Annotated in this window: 14 protein-coding genes and 2 pseudogenes; 4 read left to right on the top strand and 12 right to left on the bottom strand. The window is 66.0% G+C overall.

What is annotated here, in order from left to right:
* Positions 1–7 precede the first annotated feature (7 nt).
* Genes AC0MAZ_RS14870 through AC0MAZ_RS14885 form a run of 4 tightly spaced genes read right to left on the bottom strand, consistent with a single transcriptional unit; the run spans position 8 to position 3,331 of the window.
* Positions 8–1,120: a succinylglutamate desuccinylase/aspartoacylase family protein gene (locus AC0MAZ_RS14870; protein WP_254465250.1), complete on the bottom strand. Its 1,113-nt coding sequence runs from the start codon at positions 1,118–1,120 to the stop codon at positions 8–10.
* Between the two features lie 9 nt (positions 1,121–1,129).
* Entirely contained in the window at positions 1,130–1,828 is a 699-nt protein-coding gene (locus AC0MAZ_RS14875; RefSeq protein ID WP_186714582.1) for an ABC transporter permease, read from the bottom strand.
* A 12-nt stretch (positions 1,829–1,840) separates the two neighbouring features.
* A complete protein-coding gene (locus AC0MAZ_RS14880; RefSeq protein WP_186735854.1) occupies positions 1,841–2,530 on the bottom strand; it encodes an ABC transporter permease in 690 nt (229 codons plus the stop codon).
* Between the two features lie 24 nt (positions 2,531–2,554).
* Positions 2,555–3,331 (bottom strand): ABC transporter substrate-binding protein, encoded by a 777-nt coding sequence (locus AC0MAZ_RS14885; protein ID WP_475858336.1) that lies wholly within the window; start codon positions 3,329–3,331, stop codon positions 2,555–2,557.
* A gap of 77 nt (positions 3,332–3,408) precedes the next feature.
* On the opposite strand from AC0MAZ_RS14885, the gene AC0MAZ_RS14890 reads away from it, so the two are divergent.
* Positions 3,409–3,582 carry a hypothetical protein gene (locus AC0MAZ_RS14890; RefSeq protein WP_475858337.1) on the top strand — a complete coding sequence of 58 codons (174 nt, stop codon included), beginning with the start codon at positions 3,409–3,411 and terminating at the stop codon, positions 3,580–3,582.
* Positions 3,583–3,797: 215 nt separating this feature from the next.
* On the opposite strand, the gene AC0MAZ_RS14895 is transcribed toward AC0MAZ_RS14890, so the two are convergent.
* Together AC0MAZ_RS14895 and AC0MAZ_RS14900 are read right to left on the bottom strand one after the other, a co-directional pair.
* Positions 3,798–4,823: an IS110 family RNA-guided transposase gene (locus AC0MAZ_RS14895; protein ID WP_475858338.1), complete on the bottom strand. Its 1,026-nt coding sequence runs from the start codon at positions 4,821–4,823 to the stop codon at positions 3,798–3,800.
* Positions 4,824–5,144: 321 nt separating this feature from the next.
* A pseudogene (locus tag AC0MAZ_RS14900) lies at positions 5,145–5,282 on the bottom strand (NAD(P)H-dependent oxidoreductase); the annotation flags it as partial.
* Between AC0MAZ_RS14900 and AC0MAZ_RS14905 the strand changes: the two are divergent.
* Positions 5,271–5,588 (top strand): annotated as a pseudogene (locus tag AC0MAZ_RS14905) (LysR substrate-binding domain-containing protein); the annotation flags it as partial. The pseudogenes AC0MAZ_RS14900 and AC0MAZ_RS14905 overlap by 12 nt on opposite strands.
* Before the next feature lie 4 nt (positions 5,589–5,592).
* Here AC0MAZ_RS14905 and AC0MAZ_RS14910 read toward each other — a convergent pair.
* Complete coding sequence (locus tag AC0MAZ_RS14910) at positions 5,593–6,030, bottom strand: carboxymuconolactone decarboxylase family protein (protein ID WP_050706207.1); 438 nt, start codon at positions 6,028–6,030, stop codon at positions 5,593–5,595.
* A 196-nt stretch (positions 6,031–6,226) separates the two neighbouring features.
* Between AC0MAZ_RS14910 and AC0MAZ_RS14915 the strand changes: the two genes are divergently transcribed.
* Both AC0MAZ_RS14915 and AC0MAZ_RS14920 read left to right on the top strand, forming a co-directional pair.
* On the top strand, positions 6,227–6,685 hold the full coding sequence (locus tag AC0MAZ_RS14915) for a nucleoside deaminase (RefSeq protein WP_234561028.1): 459 nt from the start codon (positions 6,227–6,229) through the stop codon (positions 6,683–6,685).
* Complete coding sequence (locus AC0MAZ_RS14920; protein ID WP_254465108.1) at positions 6,682–7,875, top strand: cyanate transporter; 1,194 nt, start codon at positions 6,682–6,684, stop codon at positions 7,873–7,875. The genes AC0MAZ_RS14915 and AC0MAZ_RS14920 overlap by 4 nt, the downstream gene beginning before the upstream one ends.
* Here the strand turns inward: AC0MAZ_RS14920 and pdxR are convergent.
* The 5 genes from pdxR to glcD all read right to left on the bottom strand — a co-directional run bounded on the left by pdxR (position 7,868) and on the right by glcD (position 15,048).
* Positions 7,868–9,301, bottom strand: coding sequence for a MocR-like pyridoxine biosynthesis transcription factor PdxR (gene pdxR / locus AC0MAZ_RS14925; RefSeq protein ID WP_475858340.1), 1,434 nt, complete (start codon positions 9,299–9,301; stop codon positions 7,868–7,870). The two genes, AC0MAZ_RS14920 and pdxR, sit on opposite strands and share 8 nt — an antisense overlap.
* A gap of 1,428 nt (positions 9,302–10,729) precedes the next feature.
* On the bottom strand, positions 10,730–11,071 hold the full coding sequence (locus AC0MAZ_RS14930) for a hypothetical protein (RefSeq protein ID WP_110738654.1): 342 nt from the start codon (positions 11,069–11,071) through the stop codon (positions 10,730–10,732).
* Between the two features lie 165 nt (positions 11,072–11,236).
* Entirely contained in the window at positions 11,237–12,493 is a 1,257-nt protein-coding gene (gene glcF / locus AC0MAZ_RS14935; RefSeq protein ID WP_475858341.1) for a glycolate oxidase subunit GlcF, read from the bottom strand.
* Positions 12,494–12,502: 9 nt separating this feature from the next.
* The gene (glcE, locus tag AC0MAZ_RS14940) at positions 12,503–13,549 is read right to left on the bottom strand and encodes a glycolate oxidase subunit GlcE (protein ID WP_475858342.1); all 1,047 of its coding nucleotides are present in this window, start codon (positions 13,547–13,549) and stop codon (positions 12,503–12,505) included.
* A complete protein-coding gene (gene glcD / locus AC0MAZ_RS14945) occupies positions 13,549–15,048 on the bottom strand; it encodes a glycolate oxidase subunit GlcD (RefSeq protein ID WP_254465110.1) in 1,500 nt (499 codons plus the stop codon). Before glcD ends, glcE begins: the two co-directional genes overlap by 1 nt.

The raw sequence follows: 15,048 nt of genomic DNA on the forward strand, positions 1-15,048 counted from the left end.
GCAGGGGTCAGTCGCTGAGCAAGCGACCTTGGCGGATGGAGGTGCTGCCGGCGACCTTGGCCAGCCACAGGCCGGGCTGGGCGAAGCGCAGGCGTTCGCGGGCATAGAGGATGCCGTCGGTGGTGGCCCTGACCACGCTGTGGCGGTCGCTGAGCGGATCGAGCACTTCGAACAGCGGATCGCCGACCCGCACCTGCGCGCCCAGCGGCTGCAGGTAGCTGACCACCCCCGGGTGCTCGGCGTAGGCATACTGCGCACCGGCGAAGGGCGTGGGTTGGCAGCAATGCTCCGGCGCGGCCGGCCACGGCCCGCTGATCAGGCCCTGGTCGGCGAGGTAGCCGAGGATCTGCTCGGCGCTGGCCTGGCACTGCTCGCGTTCGGTGTCGGCCATGCCGCGCAACTCGATGGTGGTCGCCACGCAGGCCAGGGGAATCTCGGCCTCGGGGAAGTATTCGCGCAGGTGCAGCCACGGCGCCGCGCAGGCTTCATCGAAGGCATCTCCACCGGCGCCTTCGGCCAGCAGCGCCACTTGCGCGCCGAGGCGGGCGGCGAGCGGGCGCAGCTGGCTCCAGTGCTGCGGCATGGCGTACAGCAGCATCACCGATTCGAAATCGCAGTGCAGGTCCAGCACCAGGTCGGCGTCGCAGGCGTGGCGCAGCAGCAGGCGGCGCAGGCCGTCGAGCTCCGAGTCGGGCGCGGGCAGTTCGTCAAGAAGCTCGAGCATGGCCCGGCGGATGGTTGCCACGTTGGCCTGGCCATCGCTGCCCAGGCGGCCTTCCAGGTGGGCGGCCAGCGCTTCGGTCAGCGCTGGGAAATCGCGATTGAAATTCTTGCCGCTGTTGAACTCGAAACGGCCCTGGTGGGTGGCCTGGAACATCTGGCCGATGCCGATCGGGTTGGCCAGTGGCACCAGTTCGATCACCGCAGTCAGCCGGCCTTGCGCCTCGAGTTCGAGCAGGCGGCGCTTGAGCTCGATGGCCACGCGCATCCCCGGCAGCTCGTCGGCGTGCAACGAGGCCTGGATATAGGCCTTGCGCGGGCCGCTGCCAAAGCGCAGCACGCGCAGCGAGCGTTGGGTGCCGCAGGCGCTCCAGGGCAGGATATGGTCGATGTGCTGCATGGAAGTTCCTTAGTGCTTGCGGGGGGCGAGGTAGGCCAGCCAGTGGCGCTCGGCCAGCTTGAACAGGCGCACCAGCAGGAAGGTCAGGACCAGGTAGATCAGCCCGGCGGTGATGAAGGCCTCGAACGGCAGGTAGTAGCGCGCATTGAAGGTCTTTGCCGCGCCGGTGATGTCGACCAGGGTGACGATCGAGGCCAGGCTGGTGGTCTGCAGCATCATCAGCACCTCGTTGCCGTACTGCGGCAAGGTGCGGCGCAAGGCCGAGGGCAGCAGGATGCGCCTGTACAGCGTCAGCCTCGACATGCCCATGGCGCGGGCCGCCTCCACCTCGCCACGCGGCGTGGCGCGCAGGCTCCCGGCCAGCAACTCGGCGCTGTAGGCGCTGGTGTTGATGGCGAACGCCAGGCAGGTGCAGAACGTGGCGCTGGACAGGTAGGGCCACAACGGGCTCTGGCGCACCGCCTCGAACTGGGCCAGCCCGTAGTAGATCAGGAACAGCTGCACCAGCATCGGCGTGCCGCGGATCACATAGGTGTAGAGCCAGGCGGGGTAGCGCAGCAGGCACGCGCGCGAGACCCGCATCAACCCCAGCGGGATCGCCAGGGCCAGGCCGCAAGCCAGCGAGATCAACAGCACCTTGAGGGTCAGGGCGATGCCGTTCAGGTACAACGGCAGGTTCTGCCAGATCAGCGGATAGTCGAGTGTCATCGGGCAGATCCCCTAGAGCTCGGCGGCTTTGAAGCCGACCGAGTAACGTTTCTCCACGCCGCGCAACAGCAGCAGCGAGGCACTGGTCAGCAGCAGGTACAGCGCCGCCACGGCGAGGAAGAAGGTGAACGGCTGGTGGGTGGCGTCGGCGGCGTTCTTGGCCTTGAACATCATGTCCTGCAGGCCTATCACCGAGATCAGCGCGGTGGACTTGGTCAGCACCAGCCAGTTGTTGGTGAAGCCCGGCAGCGCCAGGCGCACCATCTGTGGCAGGCTGATCCGCACAAACACCTGCAGGGCGCTCATGCCGTAGGCCATACCGGCCTCGGCCTGGCCTTTGGGGATGGCCAGGAAGGCGCCGCGAAAGGTCTCCGAGAGGTAGGCACCGAAGATGAAGCCCAAGGTGCAGACCCCGGCGACGAAGGGATTGATGTCGATGTACTGCTCGTAACCCAGTGCCAGCGCCAGGCGGTTGACCAGGTCCTGGCCGCCATAGAACACCAGCAGGATCAGGACCAGGTCGGGAATACCGCGCACCACCGTGGTGTAGACCTCGCCCGGTACCGCCAGCCATTTCAGGGGGGACAGGCGACAGGCCGCACCGAACAGGCCCAGGCCGATGGCCAGTGCCATCGCCAGCAGGGCCAGGTGGATGCTCAGCCAGGCGCCATCGAGAATGCTCGATCCGTAGCCGTGAAGCATGATGAAAACCCTCGTCAGCCTGCGCTATTGGCCGTAGATGTCGAACGGGAAGTACTTGCGCTGCACCTGCTGGTAGGTGCCATTGGCGCGGATCGCGGCGATGGCGGCGTTGAGCCGCGCCAGGTTGGCGCTGTCGCCCTTGCGCACGGCGATGCCGGCGCCGCGGCCGAAGTAGTGCGGGTCGGCGATGTCCGGGCCGACCAGGGCGAAGCCCTGGCCGGCCGGGGTCTTGATGAAGCTCTCCTCGGTGTTGACGATATCGGCGAGGGTGGCATCCAGGCGCCCGGACACCAGGTCGAGGAAGGCTTCGTTCTGCGAGGCGTAGCGCACGATCTCGACCCCCGCCGGCTCCAGTTGCTCGGTGGCGAAGCGGTCATAGGTGGACGAGCGCTGCACCCCGACCTTGCGGCCCTTGAGGTCCACCGCCGGGGTGTCGAGCCGGCTGCCGGCCTTCATCGCGAACTTGCCGGGGGTCTGGTAGTACTTGTCGGTGAAGTCGACCGACTTCAAGCGATCCTCGGTGATCGACATCGACGACAGCACCGCGTCGATCTTGCGCACCTTCAGCGACGGGATCATGCCGTCGAACTCCTGGATCACCCACTGGCACTTGACCTGCATCTGTGCGCACAGGGCATTGCCGATGTCGTAGTCGAAGCCGGCGAGCTCGCCTTCAGGGGTGCGGTAGGAGAAGGGCGGGTAGGCGGCCTCGATGCCGATGCGCAGGCTGGCGTCGTCGGCCTGGGCGAAGGCGCTGCAGGCACAGAGTGCCAGCGCGCCGAGAAGTCCTGTCTTGTTCATATTGTTGACTCCGGTGGGTGGGGCGTACCGTCCAGGGCTTTGCTTGGGAGGGGCCTGGGTACGGAGAAGAACATGACATGAAATATTTCATTTATCAATATGGTGAAAATAAATGTGTCAGAACGGTGGTCGATGGTGTTCGTCGACAGGGTTGTGGCGCCTATGAGATCGAGCGCCGCCCGCGCGGCGCATCGCGGCACAAGGCCGCTCCTACATCTATGGTTACCCCCATTTCTGCAATACTGTACTGAGATGTGCGTGAGTTTGGTTTGCGTCAATCTATACGGCGTCGTGTGGGAGGTTGGTCCCGCGCCTCGATGAAAATCGCGCCCGACGAGCCTAGATATTTGTTCGGCTTCTGAAGCCGAGTAGGAGCTCAGGTTGATCGCCAGGCCGGTATACCGTTCACGTCATCTGTGTGCAGCATCGCAAAACCAGGTGGGTTGTTACTCGTGTGTCTGCAGGGTCAAGCGTTCATGGCGCTTGACCCTGCATTAAATTCGCTGTGGTGTGCCGTGATGGCCCAGGCGATTCGGGCCAGTTTGTTGGCGATAGCGCACACCACCAGGTTGGGGTGGTGAACACGTAGCAAGCCACGTACCCAGTCCGCCAGCTTGCCGGTTTTGCGCTCCAGCCCAATCAGATAGACCCTCGCGCACTGGATCAGCAGTCGTCGCTGATTGCCGTCGCCCCGCTTGCTGATTCGCCCCAGGCAAGGTTTGCCGCCTGTCGTGTGCTGCCTGGGAACCAGGCCTATGGAGGCTGAATAATTTCGCCCACAGCGGAACTGCTTACCATCACCCAATTCCGCAGCCAGGGCGGTAGCGGTGATCGGGCCAATACAAGGTATCGACATCAAACGGGAAGCAAGATCATCGCTAACGGCCTGGCTATGCACTTCCTTGTCCAGAGCCTTGATCCGATCATCGAGATAGCGGAAGTGGGCATGTAGGTCCAGCAACAGCTTCTTGATCAACGGTGAGAAGGTACTGTCGTCCAGCAGAATGGGGAGCTCCCGGACCGCCTTGAAGGTGGGTGCCAAACTGACCCCCACCTCGAGCAAATAAGCGTGGATGCGGTTCATGGTGGCAGTACGGTCTCTGATGAAGCTGTCGCGCAGTGAATTGAGCATCGCCAGCGCCTGCTGGGCCTCGGTTTTGGGAGGCACGAAGCGCATCTGATCGCGGGTTGCCGCCTCACCGATAGCGGCAGCATCGGCAAAGTCATTCTTGTTGCTTTTCACGTAGGGGCGAACGAACTGTGCGGGAATAAGTTTGGGCGTATGACCCTGTCTCGTCACCTCTCGCGCCATGAAATGAGAGCCACCACAGGCCTCCATCGCCACCGTGCAGGGCGCAAGATTGGCAAGGTGGCGGATGAGTGACTCACGGTTGAACCTGCGGTGATAGAGCTCATGACCCCGATCATCCTGAGCGTGTACATGGAAGCTCAACTTTCCCAGGTCGATGGCGATGATGGCGACAGTGTTCATGGCGTTGCACTCCGATAGGCACCCTGTGAAAGCTTAGAGGGCTGACACAGGGTGGGGCGGGGGTAGCCATTTCATTATTTGTTGCAACGTGCCGAACCTGTCAGGCCATGGTTGCCCGCCTTGGCGCATGTCTTGAGACAGGTGAGGCGACAGTAATGCCCACGCTGAAATTGCGTCGGACCAACAAGGCGGACCAGGTAAGAGCACAGGATTGACTGGCCCGAAACAGATGTGGGAGCGGCCTTGTGCCGCGATGCGCCGCGCGGGCGGCGCTCGATCTGACAGGCGCTGCAAGGGTTGTGGCGGACACCTGGTATCCGCCTAGTCGGCAACATGCACGCCCAATCCATCCCGGCCAGGCGCAAGCTCTGGCCGCAGGGTCAACGCCGGAATCACATAATCCCCACCGTTCTGCCGCCGGAACGGGATGGGCGCATCACGCCACAAATCATCGTCTCGCCCGACGGTGAAGGTTTCACGGGGCCCACCGACGACGCCCTGGCCGAGCAGGGCCTGGCACACAATGTGGTGCTGTCGGTACCGCGCTTCTCGGGGCTTGCGGCGATGCTGGTCGACAGCGACCTGGTGGCCATGCTGCCGCCGCGCCTGGTGGCCGGGAACCCGGCCCTCAGGGTGGTGGAGGCGCCCTTGGTGGTGCCGGGCTTCGAGATGCTGATGCTGTGGCCGGAGCGGGTGCACCGCGATCCTGCGCATCAGTGGTTGCGTGAACAGTTGGCCCGGGCGGTACCGTTGCAGGCGCCTTGAGCTGTTATGCCGGCACCATGGCAAAGCCCACGCCGAAGCGGTTCCAGGCATTGATGGTGGCGATGGCCAGGGTCAGGTTGGCAATCTCCTTGGCGCTGAAGTGCTCCAGCAGCGCCTGGTACTCGTCCTGCGGCGCGCCGCGCTCGGCCAGGCGGGTCAGGCTTTCGACCCAGGCCAGGGCCGCCCGCTCGCGCTCGCTGAAGTAGCGGGTCTCGCGCCAGACGCTCAGGGTCTGCAGGCGTGCTTCGGTTTCACCAGCCTTGCGCGCATCGTTGGCGTGCATGTTGACGCAGTAGGCGCAGCCATTGATCTGCGAGGCGCGCAGGCGGATCAGCTCGAGCAGTGAATGCTCAAGGCCCGAGGCGACCAGCGCCTGCTCGAGGCCGATCATGGCTTTGTAGGCTTCCGGCGAGTGTTTGGCCCATTCGATACGGTCATGCATGGTGAGGCTCCAGTTCGACAAGAGGAAAGTGGCACTACCTTAGGGCCAGTTCGCGCCGCGCCGAATAGCCAATCCCGCGCTTTGCCAGGAGGCCAATCCGTCATTCGGATGGGCACTGACAGGCATCCAATCTCTTCATTTCTGCCAGGGCGGCCGAGGCGGGATAATGGGCAGGTCTTCACCTGAGAACCGTTTCATGTCCGCAGATCGATTCATGCGCGAGGCCCTTGAGCTTGCCCGCGCCAATATCCAGGCCGGTGGCCGCCCCTTCGGCGCCGTGCTGGTCCACCAGGGGCAGGTGATCGCCCGTGCCGTCAACCAGATCCACAGCACCCAGGACCCCACCAGCCACGCCGAGATGCAGGCCATCCGCCAGGCCGCCCAGGTGCTTGGCCGGGCGCGCCTGGACGGTGCCGAGATCTACGCCAGCGGCCATCCGTGCCCGATGTGCCTGGCCGCCATGCACCTGTGCGGCATCGAGCGCGCCTGGTTCGCCTACGACAACGACGAGGGCGAGCCCTATGGGTTGTCCACCGCCGCAGTGTATGCGCAGATGGCCCGCCCGCCACAGCAGCAGAGCCTGCCCCTGCGCCCGCTGAAACCGGCGGGTGAAAGCGGCCTGTACCTTGAATGGCAGCAGGCCGGCGAAGCATGAGGGGCGCGTTGAACCTGTTGCTGGTGGTGCTGCTGGCGTTGAACCTGCGGCCGATTCTTACCAGCATTGGCCCACTGCTCGAACCGATGCGCCAGAGCACCGGCCTGGGCTACCAGCAGGCGGCGCTGCTGACCGCGTTGCCGGTGCTGTGCATGGGCCTGGTACCGCTTCTGCAACCCTGGCTGCGGCGCTGGCTGAGCGAGCATGGCGGCATGCTGGCGGGACTGGCGGCCATCGCCCTGGCGTGTCTGTGGCGCCTGCAACTGGACAGCGCCTGGGCGCTGATCGTAAGTGCGGTGGTCGCAGGCCTGGGTGTCGCCGTGGTGCAGGGCATGATGCCGGGGCTGGTCAACCGCTGGTTCCCCGGCCGCCTGGCGGCGACCATGGGGCTGTATTCGGCGGCGTTGATGAGCGGCGGTGGCCTGGCGGCGGTGCTTGGCCCATCGATCACCGCGCACTTCGGCCATTGGCAGTTCGGCCTTGGCCTGTGGGCGTTTCCGGCGCTGCTGGCGATCGTGGCGTGGACCGTCCTGCGCCCGCGCCAGGATGCACCCAGCCTGGCCGGTGGCGGGGGCGGCCATTGGTTCGGCAACCGCCGGGCCTGGCTGCTTGCGCTCTATTTCGGGCTGATCAACGGTGGCTATACGAGCATGGTGGCCTGGTTGCCGGCCTATCACCTCGAGCACGGCGGCACGGCCCAGGGCGGCGGCGAGCTGGTTGGGCTGATGACCATCTTCCAGGTCTGCGGTGCCCTGGGCCTGCCGTTGCTGCTGCGGCGTCTGGTCGATCGGCGGCCGGGCCTGTGGCTGGCCTTGCTGATCCAACTGGCGGGCTTCCTTGGCCTGCTGCTGGCGCCGGCCAGCGCCATGGGCCTGTGGGTGGCGCTGATCGGCCTGGGCCTGGGCGCGTGCTTCAGCCTCAGCCTGACGCTGACCTTGGAGCACCTGCGCACGCCCGGCGAAGCCGGCAGCCTGGCGGCTTTCGTCCAGGGCGTAGGTTTCATCGTCACCGGTATCGTGCCGTACGTCACCGGCTGGTTGCGTGATGTCAGCGGCGATTTCCAGGCCTCCTGGACCCTGCTGGCCTGCACCGTGCTGGCGATGCTGCTGGTGACCGTGCGTTTCGCTCCGAAAGGCTATGCCCGGGCCATCGCCCGTGAGGGACGAGTCGCTGAGGCAGCGCTCAACTGAGGCGCTGCAGGGTGTCACCGACCCGGTCCAGCGCCGGGTCGATGTCCAGCAGTTCGATGGCACCGAAACCGAACAGCAGTCCCGGCCTGACCGGCGCTTCGCTGAAGAACGGCGCCAGCGAGTAGAGGCCGACTTCCACCTTGCGCGCCAGGTTGATCAACAGCTCGATATCCACCCCGGGCTTGGCCAGCGCGCTCAGGTGAAAGCCGGCGCTGGCCGGCACCGTGTCGAACCAGGGCGCCAGGTCGCCGCCCAGGCGTGCCAGGATCCGCTCGCGGCGGGCGCTGTACACCTCATGGCAACGACGGATGTGCTTGTTCAGGTGACCTTCGCTGATGAAGCGTGCCAGGGCCCATTGTTGCAAGGTCGGGCTGTGCCAGTCGCTCAGGTGCTTGGCCACGCAGGCGGCCTGCAGCACGGCCGGCGGCAGCACCGCGTAGCCCAGGCGCAACTCCGGCAGCAGGGTCTTGGAGAAGGTTCCGACATAGGCCACCAGGCCATGTCGATCCAGGCGCTGCAAGGCTTCGGCGGCTGGCCCCTGGTAGCGGAACTCGCAGTCGTAGTCGTCCTCGATGATCAGCGCGCCGAGCTCGGCAGCCCGCGCCAGCAGCGCCTGGCGCCGCGGCTCGGCCATGGGCATGCCAAGCGGAAACTGGTGCGAGGGTGTCACGTAGATCAGCCGGGTGCCGTCCTCGATCTGCTCGACGCACAGCCCCTGGTCGTCCACCGCCACCGACTGCAGGCGCGCGCCCAGGGCCAGGAACAGTTGGCGCGCCGGTGGGTAGCCCGGGTCCTCCATGGCCACCTTGCAGCCGGGTTCGACCAGTACCCGGGCGATCAGGTCCAGGGCCTGCTGGGCGCCGTTGCATACCAGCACGTCACTTGCGGTGCACTGGATGCCGCGGGTGAAGGCAATCTGGTGGGCGATGGCCTCGCGCAGCTCGGGCAGGCCCTGGGCGGAAAACTGTCGGTCGGGGTGGCGCTGGCTGCGGCGCAGGGCGTAGTTCATGCAACTGCGCCAGTGGTCGTAGGGGAACTGCGCCTTGCTCGAGGCGCCGCCGATGAAGTCGTAGCGCGACGGCGCGTCCAGCGCCCGTTGGCCCAATACCGTGGCGCGCTGGCGCCAGCGCTCGAGGGTTTCGGCGGCGGCCAGGGGGATGTTGTCGCTGTCGCTCTGGCGCGGCGTGTGGCGCGGGGTGATGAAGGTGCCGCGACCGACCACGCCACTGAGCAGGTTGTCGTAGGTCAGGCGCGAGTAGGCTTCGGCCACGGTCTTGCGCGAAACCCCCAGCTGCTCGGCCAAAAGGCGCGTGGGTGGCAGTTGGGTGCCGGCCGCCAGGTGGCCGCTGTCGATGCCGGCGCGCAGTTGCTGGTAGAGCTGGTCGGCCAGGCCTTTGCGGCCTTCGAGGCGGATGTGCAGTTCCATCGGGGCAGGGGGTCCGAAGCGCAGGGGGTGTAAAAGCTTCGGGTTTTATCGACAAAGCTGCAAGGGGCCCTACTGACGATCGCGCAGGGAATAATACCCGAGAGCGAGTGGCATACCCTGTGGGAGCGGGTTTACCCGCGAAGCAAGCAACGCGGTGGATGGCACCGGCTTTGCCGGTGTTCGCGGCTAAAGCCGCTCCCACAGGTTCCTGCTAAATCAACAAGTCATGTGCAGTTCCATGAGAGCTGGTCGGCCAGGCCTTTGCGGCCTTCGAGGCGGATGTGCAGTTCCATCGGGGCAGGGGGGGCGAAGCGCAGGGGGTGTAAAAGCTTCGGGTTTTATCGACAAAGCGGCAAGGGGCCCTACTGACGATCCCGCAGGGAATAATACCCGAGAGCGAGTGGCATACCCTGTGGGAGCGGGTTTACCCGCGAAGCAAGCAACGCGGTGGATGGCACCGGCTTTGCCGGTGTTCGCGGCTAAAGCCGCTCCCACAGGTTCCTGCTAAATCAACAAGTCATGTGCAGTTCCATGAGAGCTGGTCGGCCAGGCCTTTGCGGCCTTCGAGGCGGATGTGCAGTTCCATCGGGGCAGGGGGTCCGAAGCACAGGGGGTGTAAAAGCTTCGGATTTTATCGACAAAGCTGCAAGGGGCCCTACTGACGATCCCGCAGGGAATAATACCCGAGAGCGAGTGGCATACCCTGTGGGAGCGGGTTTACCCGCGAAGCAAGCAACGCGGTGGATGGCACCGGCTTTGCCGGTATTCGCGGCTAAAGCCGCTCCCACAGGTTCCTGCTAAATCAACAAGTCATGTGCAGTTCCATGAGAGCTGGTCGGCCAGGCCTTTGCGGCCTTCGAGGCGGATGTGCAGTTCCATCGGGGCAGGGGGTCCGAAGCACAGGGGGTGTAAAAGCTTCGGATTTTATCGACAAAGCTGCAAGGGGCCCTACTGACGATCCCGCAGGGAATAATACCCGAGAGCGAGTGGCATACCCTGTGGGAGCGGGTTTACCCGCGAAGCAAGCAACGCGGTGGATGGCACCGGCTTTGCCGGTATTCGCGGCTAAAGCCGCTCCCACAGGTTCCTGCTAAATCAACAAGTCATGTGCAGTTCCATGAGAGCTGGTCGGCCAGGCCTTTGCGGCCTTCGAGGCGGATGTGCAGTTCCATCGGGGCAGGGGGTCCGAAGCGCAGGGGGTGTAAAAGCTTCGGGTTTTATCGACAAAGCTGCAAGGGGCCCTACTGACGATCGCGCAGGGAATAATACCCGAGAGCGAGTGGCATACCCTGTGGGAGCGGGTTTACCCGCGAAGCAAGCAACGCGGTGGATGGCACCGGCTTTGCCGGTGTTCGCGGCTAAAGCCGCTCCCACAGGTTCCTGCTAAATCAACAAGTCATGTGCAGTTCCATGAGAGGGACGGCGTGTTCACAGGCGAGCGGTACTGATGGTGATGTAGCCTTTTTCCGGCAATGCGATGCGGATCACCGTCTCGTCCTCGCAGGCCTTGCGTTTCTGTTGGATGCATACGCCATCCACCGCTGCTTCGCGCATGCGCGCGGGGATGGCGCGGCCCTTGGCATCGAAGAAGGCTTCGCTGGCGAGCAGCTCGACACGCTCGATCAGCTGGCGGGTGTGTTCGTCGGTGGCGCAGAAGAACCGCACCCCGGACAGGTGCGGGTTGTCGTCGGGGTTGCTGACCTCGTGGGCCAGCAGTTGACGCAGGGTGTGGCGCAGTTCGCGGGTAGGGCGATGAGCATTTGTGGGCATGGCATGGCCTCGTCTGGATGGGGTTGGCCGCGCCGGGGCGGCGGTCACGTCTCCAGTCCTGATGATGTTTTGCCGAGGGTGGGGCAACAATCTAGAAGCTTCCGTACTTTCGGTAGGAGGGTTCCGAAATTACAGGCACCAGGTTGAACATCGCCTTGATCCGCGTCAGGTGCGGGGCACAATTTCCGCGGCCTCGAAAGCGCCGGGCTCAAGTGCCGCCTCGACGATTTCGATCCAGTGCCGCACCGGCGTGCGACCGGCGCCGCCGAGGTGCAGCTGGCAGCCGATGTTGGCAGTGGCGATGACCAGTGGGTTGTCGCTTTCCAGGGCATTGAGGCGGTTGTCGCGCAGCTGGCGCGCCAGCTGCGGCTGGGTCAGTGAATAGGTGCCGGCCGAGCCGCAGCACAAGTGGCTATCCGGCACCTGGGTGAGATGAAAGCCCAGCCGGGCCAGCAGACCTTCCACCGCGCCGCCAAGCTTGAGGGCGTGCTGCAGGGTGCAGGGGCAGTGCAATGCCAGGCGCTGCTCGGCGCATAGACCCAGATGCTCCAGTGGCTCGGCCTGCAGCACCTGTACCAGGTCACGAGACAGGGCGCTGACCCGAGCGGCCTTGGCGGCGTAGCGTGGGTCTTGTTGAAGCAGGTGGCCATAGTCGCGGACAAAGGCGCCGCAGCCGCTGGCGGTTTGCACGATGGCCTCGGCGCCGGCCTCGATGGCCGGCCACCAGGCGTCGATGTTGCGTCGGGCGCGGTCGAGGCCTCGTGCCTGGGCATCCAGGTGATAGTCCACGGCGCCGCAGCAACCGGCCTGGTGGATCGGTTCGACGCTGATGCCTAGCCGGTCGAGCAGGCGAGTGGCGGCGGCATTGGTGTTGGGTGAAAGGGCCTGCTGCACGCAGCCTTCGAGCAGCAGCACGCGACGGGTGTGGCGCGGCATCGGACGTTGGCCCGGGGTGACGACCTGCGCCGGCAGCTTGTCCTTGAGGCTGGCCGGGAGCAGGGGATACAGGGCCTGCCCGGCGCGCACAAGCGCCTTGAATGCGCCCGGCCTCGGCACCACGGCGCGCAGGCCCGCGCGCAGCAGGCGTTGCCCCGGCGGCCGGGGGACCTGCCGTTCGACCACGGCGCGGCCGATGTCGAGCAGGTTGTGGTATTCCACCCCCGACGGGCAGGTGGTCTCACAGTTGCGACAGCTCAGGCAGCGGTCCAGGTGCGCCTGGGTGCTGGTGCCCGCCGGTTCGCCTTCGAGCACCTGCTTGATCAGGTAGATGCGCCCGCGAGGCCCGTCCAGCTCATCGCCGAGCAACTGGTAGGTGGGGCAGGTGGCGGTGCAGAACCCGCAGTGCACGCAGGAACGCAGGATACGTTCGGCCTCGTCGGCGCGGGGCAGCTGGCGGGTGGACTCACTCAGGTGGGTTTGCATGCCATGGCCTCACAAGTGCGCGTATAGGCGGCCAGGGTTGAACACACCCTGGGGATCGAGTTGGCGTTTCAGCGCCTGGTGATAGCGCAGCGTCAGCGGATCGAGTGGGGCACTGCTGTCGTCGCCGGGCGCGTAGGCGGTGGCATGACCGCCGGCCTCGGCCGCCAATGCCCGGATGACGGACGTCGGGGCGTCGGACTTGAGCCAGCGCTGGGCGCCACCCCAGTCGATCAACTGCTGTCCCGGCAGTTCGAGTGCACCGCAGGCAATGGGCAGGGACAGCCGCCACAGCGTTGCGGGTGCGGTGAAGAACGCCAGGCGCTGCTCGCGCAGGTCTTGCCAGAAGCCTGTGTCGAACGCTTCACCACCCAGGCGCTCACGGGCCGAGCGCACCGAACCTTCGCCGCCCTCCAGGCGCAGATGCAGCGCCTCGCCGTCATGGCAGGCGGCGCTGACTGGCAGCGCTTGTCGGCCCCATTCGGCGAGTGCGGCGAGTGCCTGCTGCGTGCTCATCTCCAGGCGCAGGCCCAGGCATTGGCGCGGTTGCGGCAGCACCTTGAGTGACACTTCGGTGAGCAGCCCCAGGCAGCCGAAGCTGCCCGCCATCAGCCGCGACACGTCGTAGCCGGCGACATTCTTCATCACCTCACCACCAAAGCGCAGGAGCTTGCCGTGGCCGGTGATCAGCCGGGTGCCGAGGACATAGTCACGCACCGACCCGGCCCAGGGCCGGCGTGGCCCCGACAGCCCGGCCGCGACCATGCCGCCCAGCGTCGCCTCGGGGCCCAGGTGCGGTGGCTCGCAGGCCAGCATCTGCCCGGCCTCGTGCAGCGTCGCCTCGACCTCCCGCAGGGGCGTGCCGGCGCGGGCGGTGAGCACCAGCTCGGTGGGGTCGTAGCCGACGATGCCGCGGTGGCCACGGGTGTCGATGACCTGCCCGGTCACCGGGCGACCGAGCATGGCCTTGCTGTTGCCGCCCTGGATGCGCAGCGGGGTGCGCCGGTTCAGCGCCTGGTTGACCTGCTCCAGCAGGTCCTGGCCGAGGTCCCTGTCCATCAGAAACGCTCCAGGTCGGGGAAGGGCAGTTGCCCGTGGTGTACATGCAGCGCGCCGAACTCGGCGCAGCGCTGCAGGGTGGGGATGTTCTTGCCCGGGTTGAGCAGGCCCCGTGGGTCGAAGGCGGCCTTGACCGCGTGGAACAGGGTGATCTCGTCGCTGTTGAACTGCGCGCACATCTGGTTGATCTTCTCCCGTCCTACGCCGTGTTCGCCAGTGATGCTGCCGCCGACGGCCACGCACAGTTCGAGGATCTGCCCGCCGATGGCCTCGGCGCGCTCCAGTTCACCGGGCAGGTTGGCATCGAACAGGATCAGCGGGTGCAGGTTGCCGTCGCCGGCATGGAACACATTGGCCACCCGCAGGCCGTACTGCCGGGAAAGCGCGCTGATGCCCTTGAGCACCCGCGGCAGCTCGCGGCGCGGGATGGTGCCATCCATGCAGTAGTAGTCCGGGGAAATGCGCCCCACCGCCGGGAAGGCATTCTTGCGCCCGGCCCAGAAGCGCACGCGCTCGGCTTCGTCGCAGGCCAGGCGCACCTCGCGGGCGCCGGCCTTGCGCAGCACGGCATCGACCCGGGCGCAGTCGTCCTGCACGTCGGCCTCGACGCCGTCGAGCTCGCACAGCAGGATCGCCGCCGCGTCCAGCGGGTAGCCGGCATGGATGAAGTCCTCGGCGGCGCGAATCGCCAGGTTGTCCATCATCTCGAGCCCAGCCGGGATGATCCCGGCGCCGATGATCTCGGCCACCGCGCCCCCGGCATCCTCGACGCTGTCGAAGCTGGCCAGCAGTACCCGCGCCACCTGCGGCCTGGGCAGCAGCTTGACGGTGACTTCGGTGACGATGCCGAGCATGCCCTCGGAGCCGGTAAACAACGCCAGCAGGTCGAAACCGGGGCTGTCCAGGGCGTCGCTGCCCAGTACCAGGCGTTCGCCTTCGACGGTGAGGATCTCCACCTTGAGCAGGTTGTGCACGGTCAGGCCGTATTTCAGGCAATGCACGCCACCGGCATTTTCGGCGACATTGCCGCCGATCGAGCAGGCGATCTGCGAGGAAGGATCGGGCGCGTAGTACAGCCCATGGGGCGCCGCCGCCTGGGAGATCGCCAGGTTGCGCACGCCAGGCTGGACCCGGGCGAAGCGGCCCTGCGGGTTGACTTCGAGGATGCGGTTGAAGCGCGCCATCACCAGCAGGATGCCCTGGCTCAACGGCAGGGCGCCGCCGGACAGGCCGGTGCCGGCGCCGCGCGCCACCACCGGCACGCCGCGCTGGTGGCAGAGCCGCATTAACGCCTGCACCTGCTCCAGGCGCTCGGGCAGCGCCACCAGCAGCGGCAACGAACGGTAGGCCGAGAGGCCGTCGCACTCGTAGGGCTTGAGGTCTTCGCTGCGGTGCAGGATCTGCAGATCGGGGAGGGCCTCGCGCAGGGCGGCCAGCAGTGCCGGCTTGTCCACGGCCGGTAACGGTCCATCGACACGTTCGTCGTAAAGGATGTTCAT

It is taken from the genome of Pseudomonas sp. A, from assembly GCF_056270345.1.

Bases quoted from the DNA above. Each gene is read 5' to 3' on its own strand.
- AC0MAZ_RS14870 (WP_254465250.1), bottom strand. From the start codon at position 1,120: ATGCAGCACATCGACCATATCCTGCCCTGGAGCGCCTGCGGCACCCAA.
- AC0MAZ_RS14875 (WP_186714582.1), bottom strand. From the start codon at position 1,828: ATGACACTCGACTATCCGCTGATCTGGCAGAACCTGCCGTTGTACCTG.
- AC0MAZ_RS14880 (WP_186735854.1), bottom strand. From the start codon at position 2,530: ATGCTTCACGGCTACGGATCGAGCATTCTCGATGGCGCCTGGCTGAGC.
- AC0MAZ_RS14885 (WP_475858336.1), bottom strand. From the start codon at position 3,331: ATGAACAAGACAGGACTTCTCGGCGCGCTGGCACTCTGTGCCTGCAGC.
- AC0MAZ_RS14890 (WP_475858337.1), top strand. From the start codon at position 3,409: ATGAAATATTTCATTTATCAATATGGTGAAAATAAATGTGTCAGAACG.
- AC0MAZ_RS14895 (WP_475858338.1), bottom strand. From the start codon at position 4,823: ATGAACACTGTCGCCATCATCGCCATCGACCTGGGAAAGTTGAGCTTC.
- AC0MAZ_RS14910 (WP_050706207.1), bottom strand. From the start codon at position 6,030: ATGCATGACCGTATCGAATGGGCCAAACACTCGCCGGAAGCCTACAAA.
- AC0MAZ_RS14915 (WP_234561028.1), top strand. From the start codon at position 6,227: ATGTCCGCAGATCGATTCATGCGCGAGGCCCTTGAGCTTGCCCGCGCC.
- AC0MAZ_RS14920 (WP_254465108.1), top strand. From the start codon at position 6,682: ATGAGGGGCGCGTTGAACCTGTTGCTGGTGGTGCTGCTGGCGTTGAAC.
- pdxR (WP_475858340.1), bottom strand. From the start codon at position 9,301: ATGGAACTGCACATCCGCCTCGAAGGCCGCAAAGGCCTGGCCGACCAG.
- AC0MAZ_RS14930 (WP_110738654.1), bottom strand. From the start codon at position 11,071: ATGCCCACAAATGCTCATCGCCCTACCCGCGAACTGCGCCACACCCTG.
- glcF (WP_475858341.1), bottom strand. From the start codon at position 12,493: ATGCAAACCCACCTGAGTGAGTCCACCCGCCAGCTGCCCCGCGCCGAC.
- glcE (WP_475858342.1), bottom strand. From the start codon at position 13,549: ATGGACAGGGACCTCGGCCAGGACCTGCTGGAGCAGGTCAACCAGGCG.
- glcD (WP_254465110.1), bottom strand. From the start codon at position 15,048: ATGAACATCCTTTACGACGAACGTGTCGATGGACCGTTACCGGCCGTG.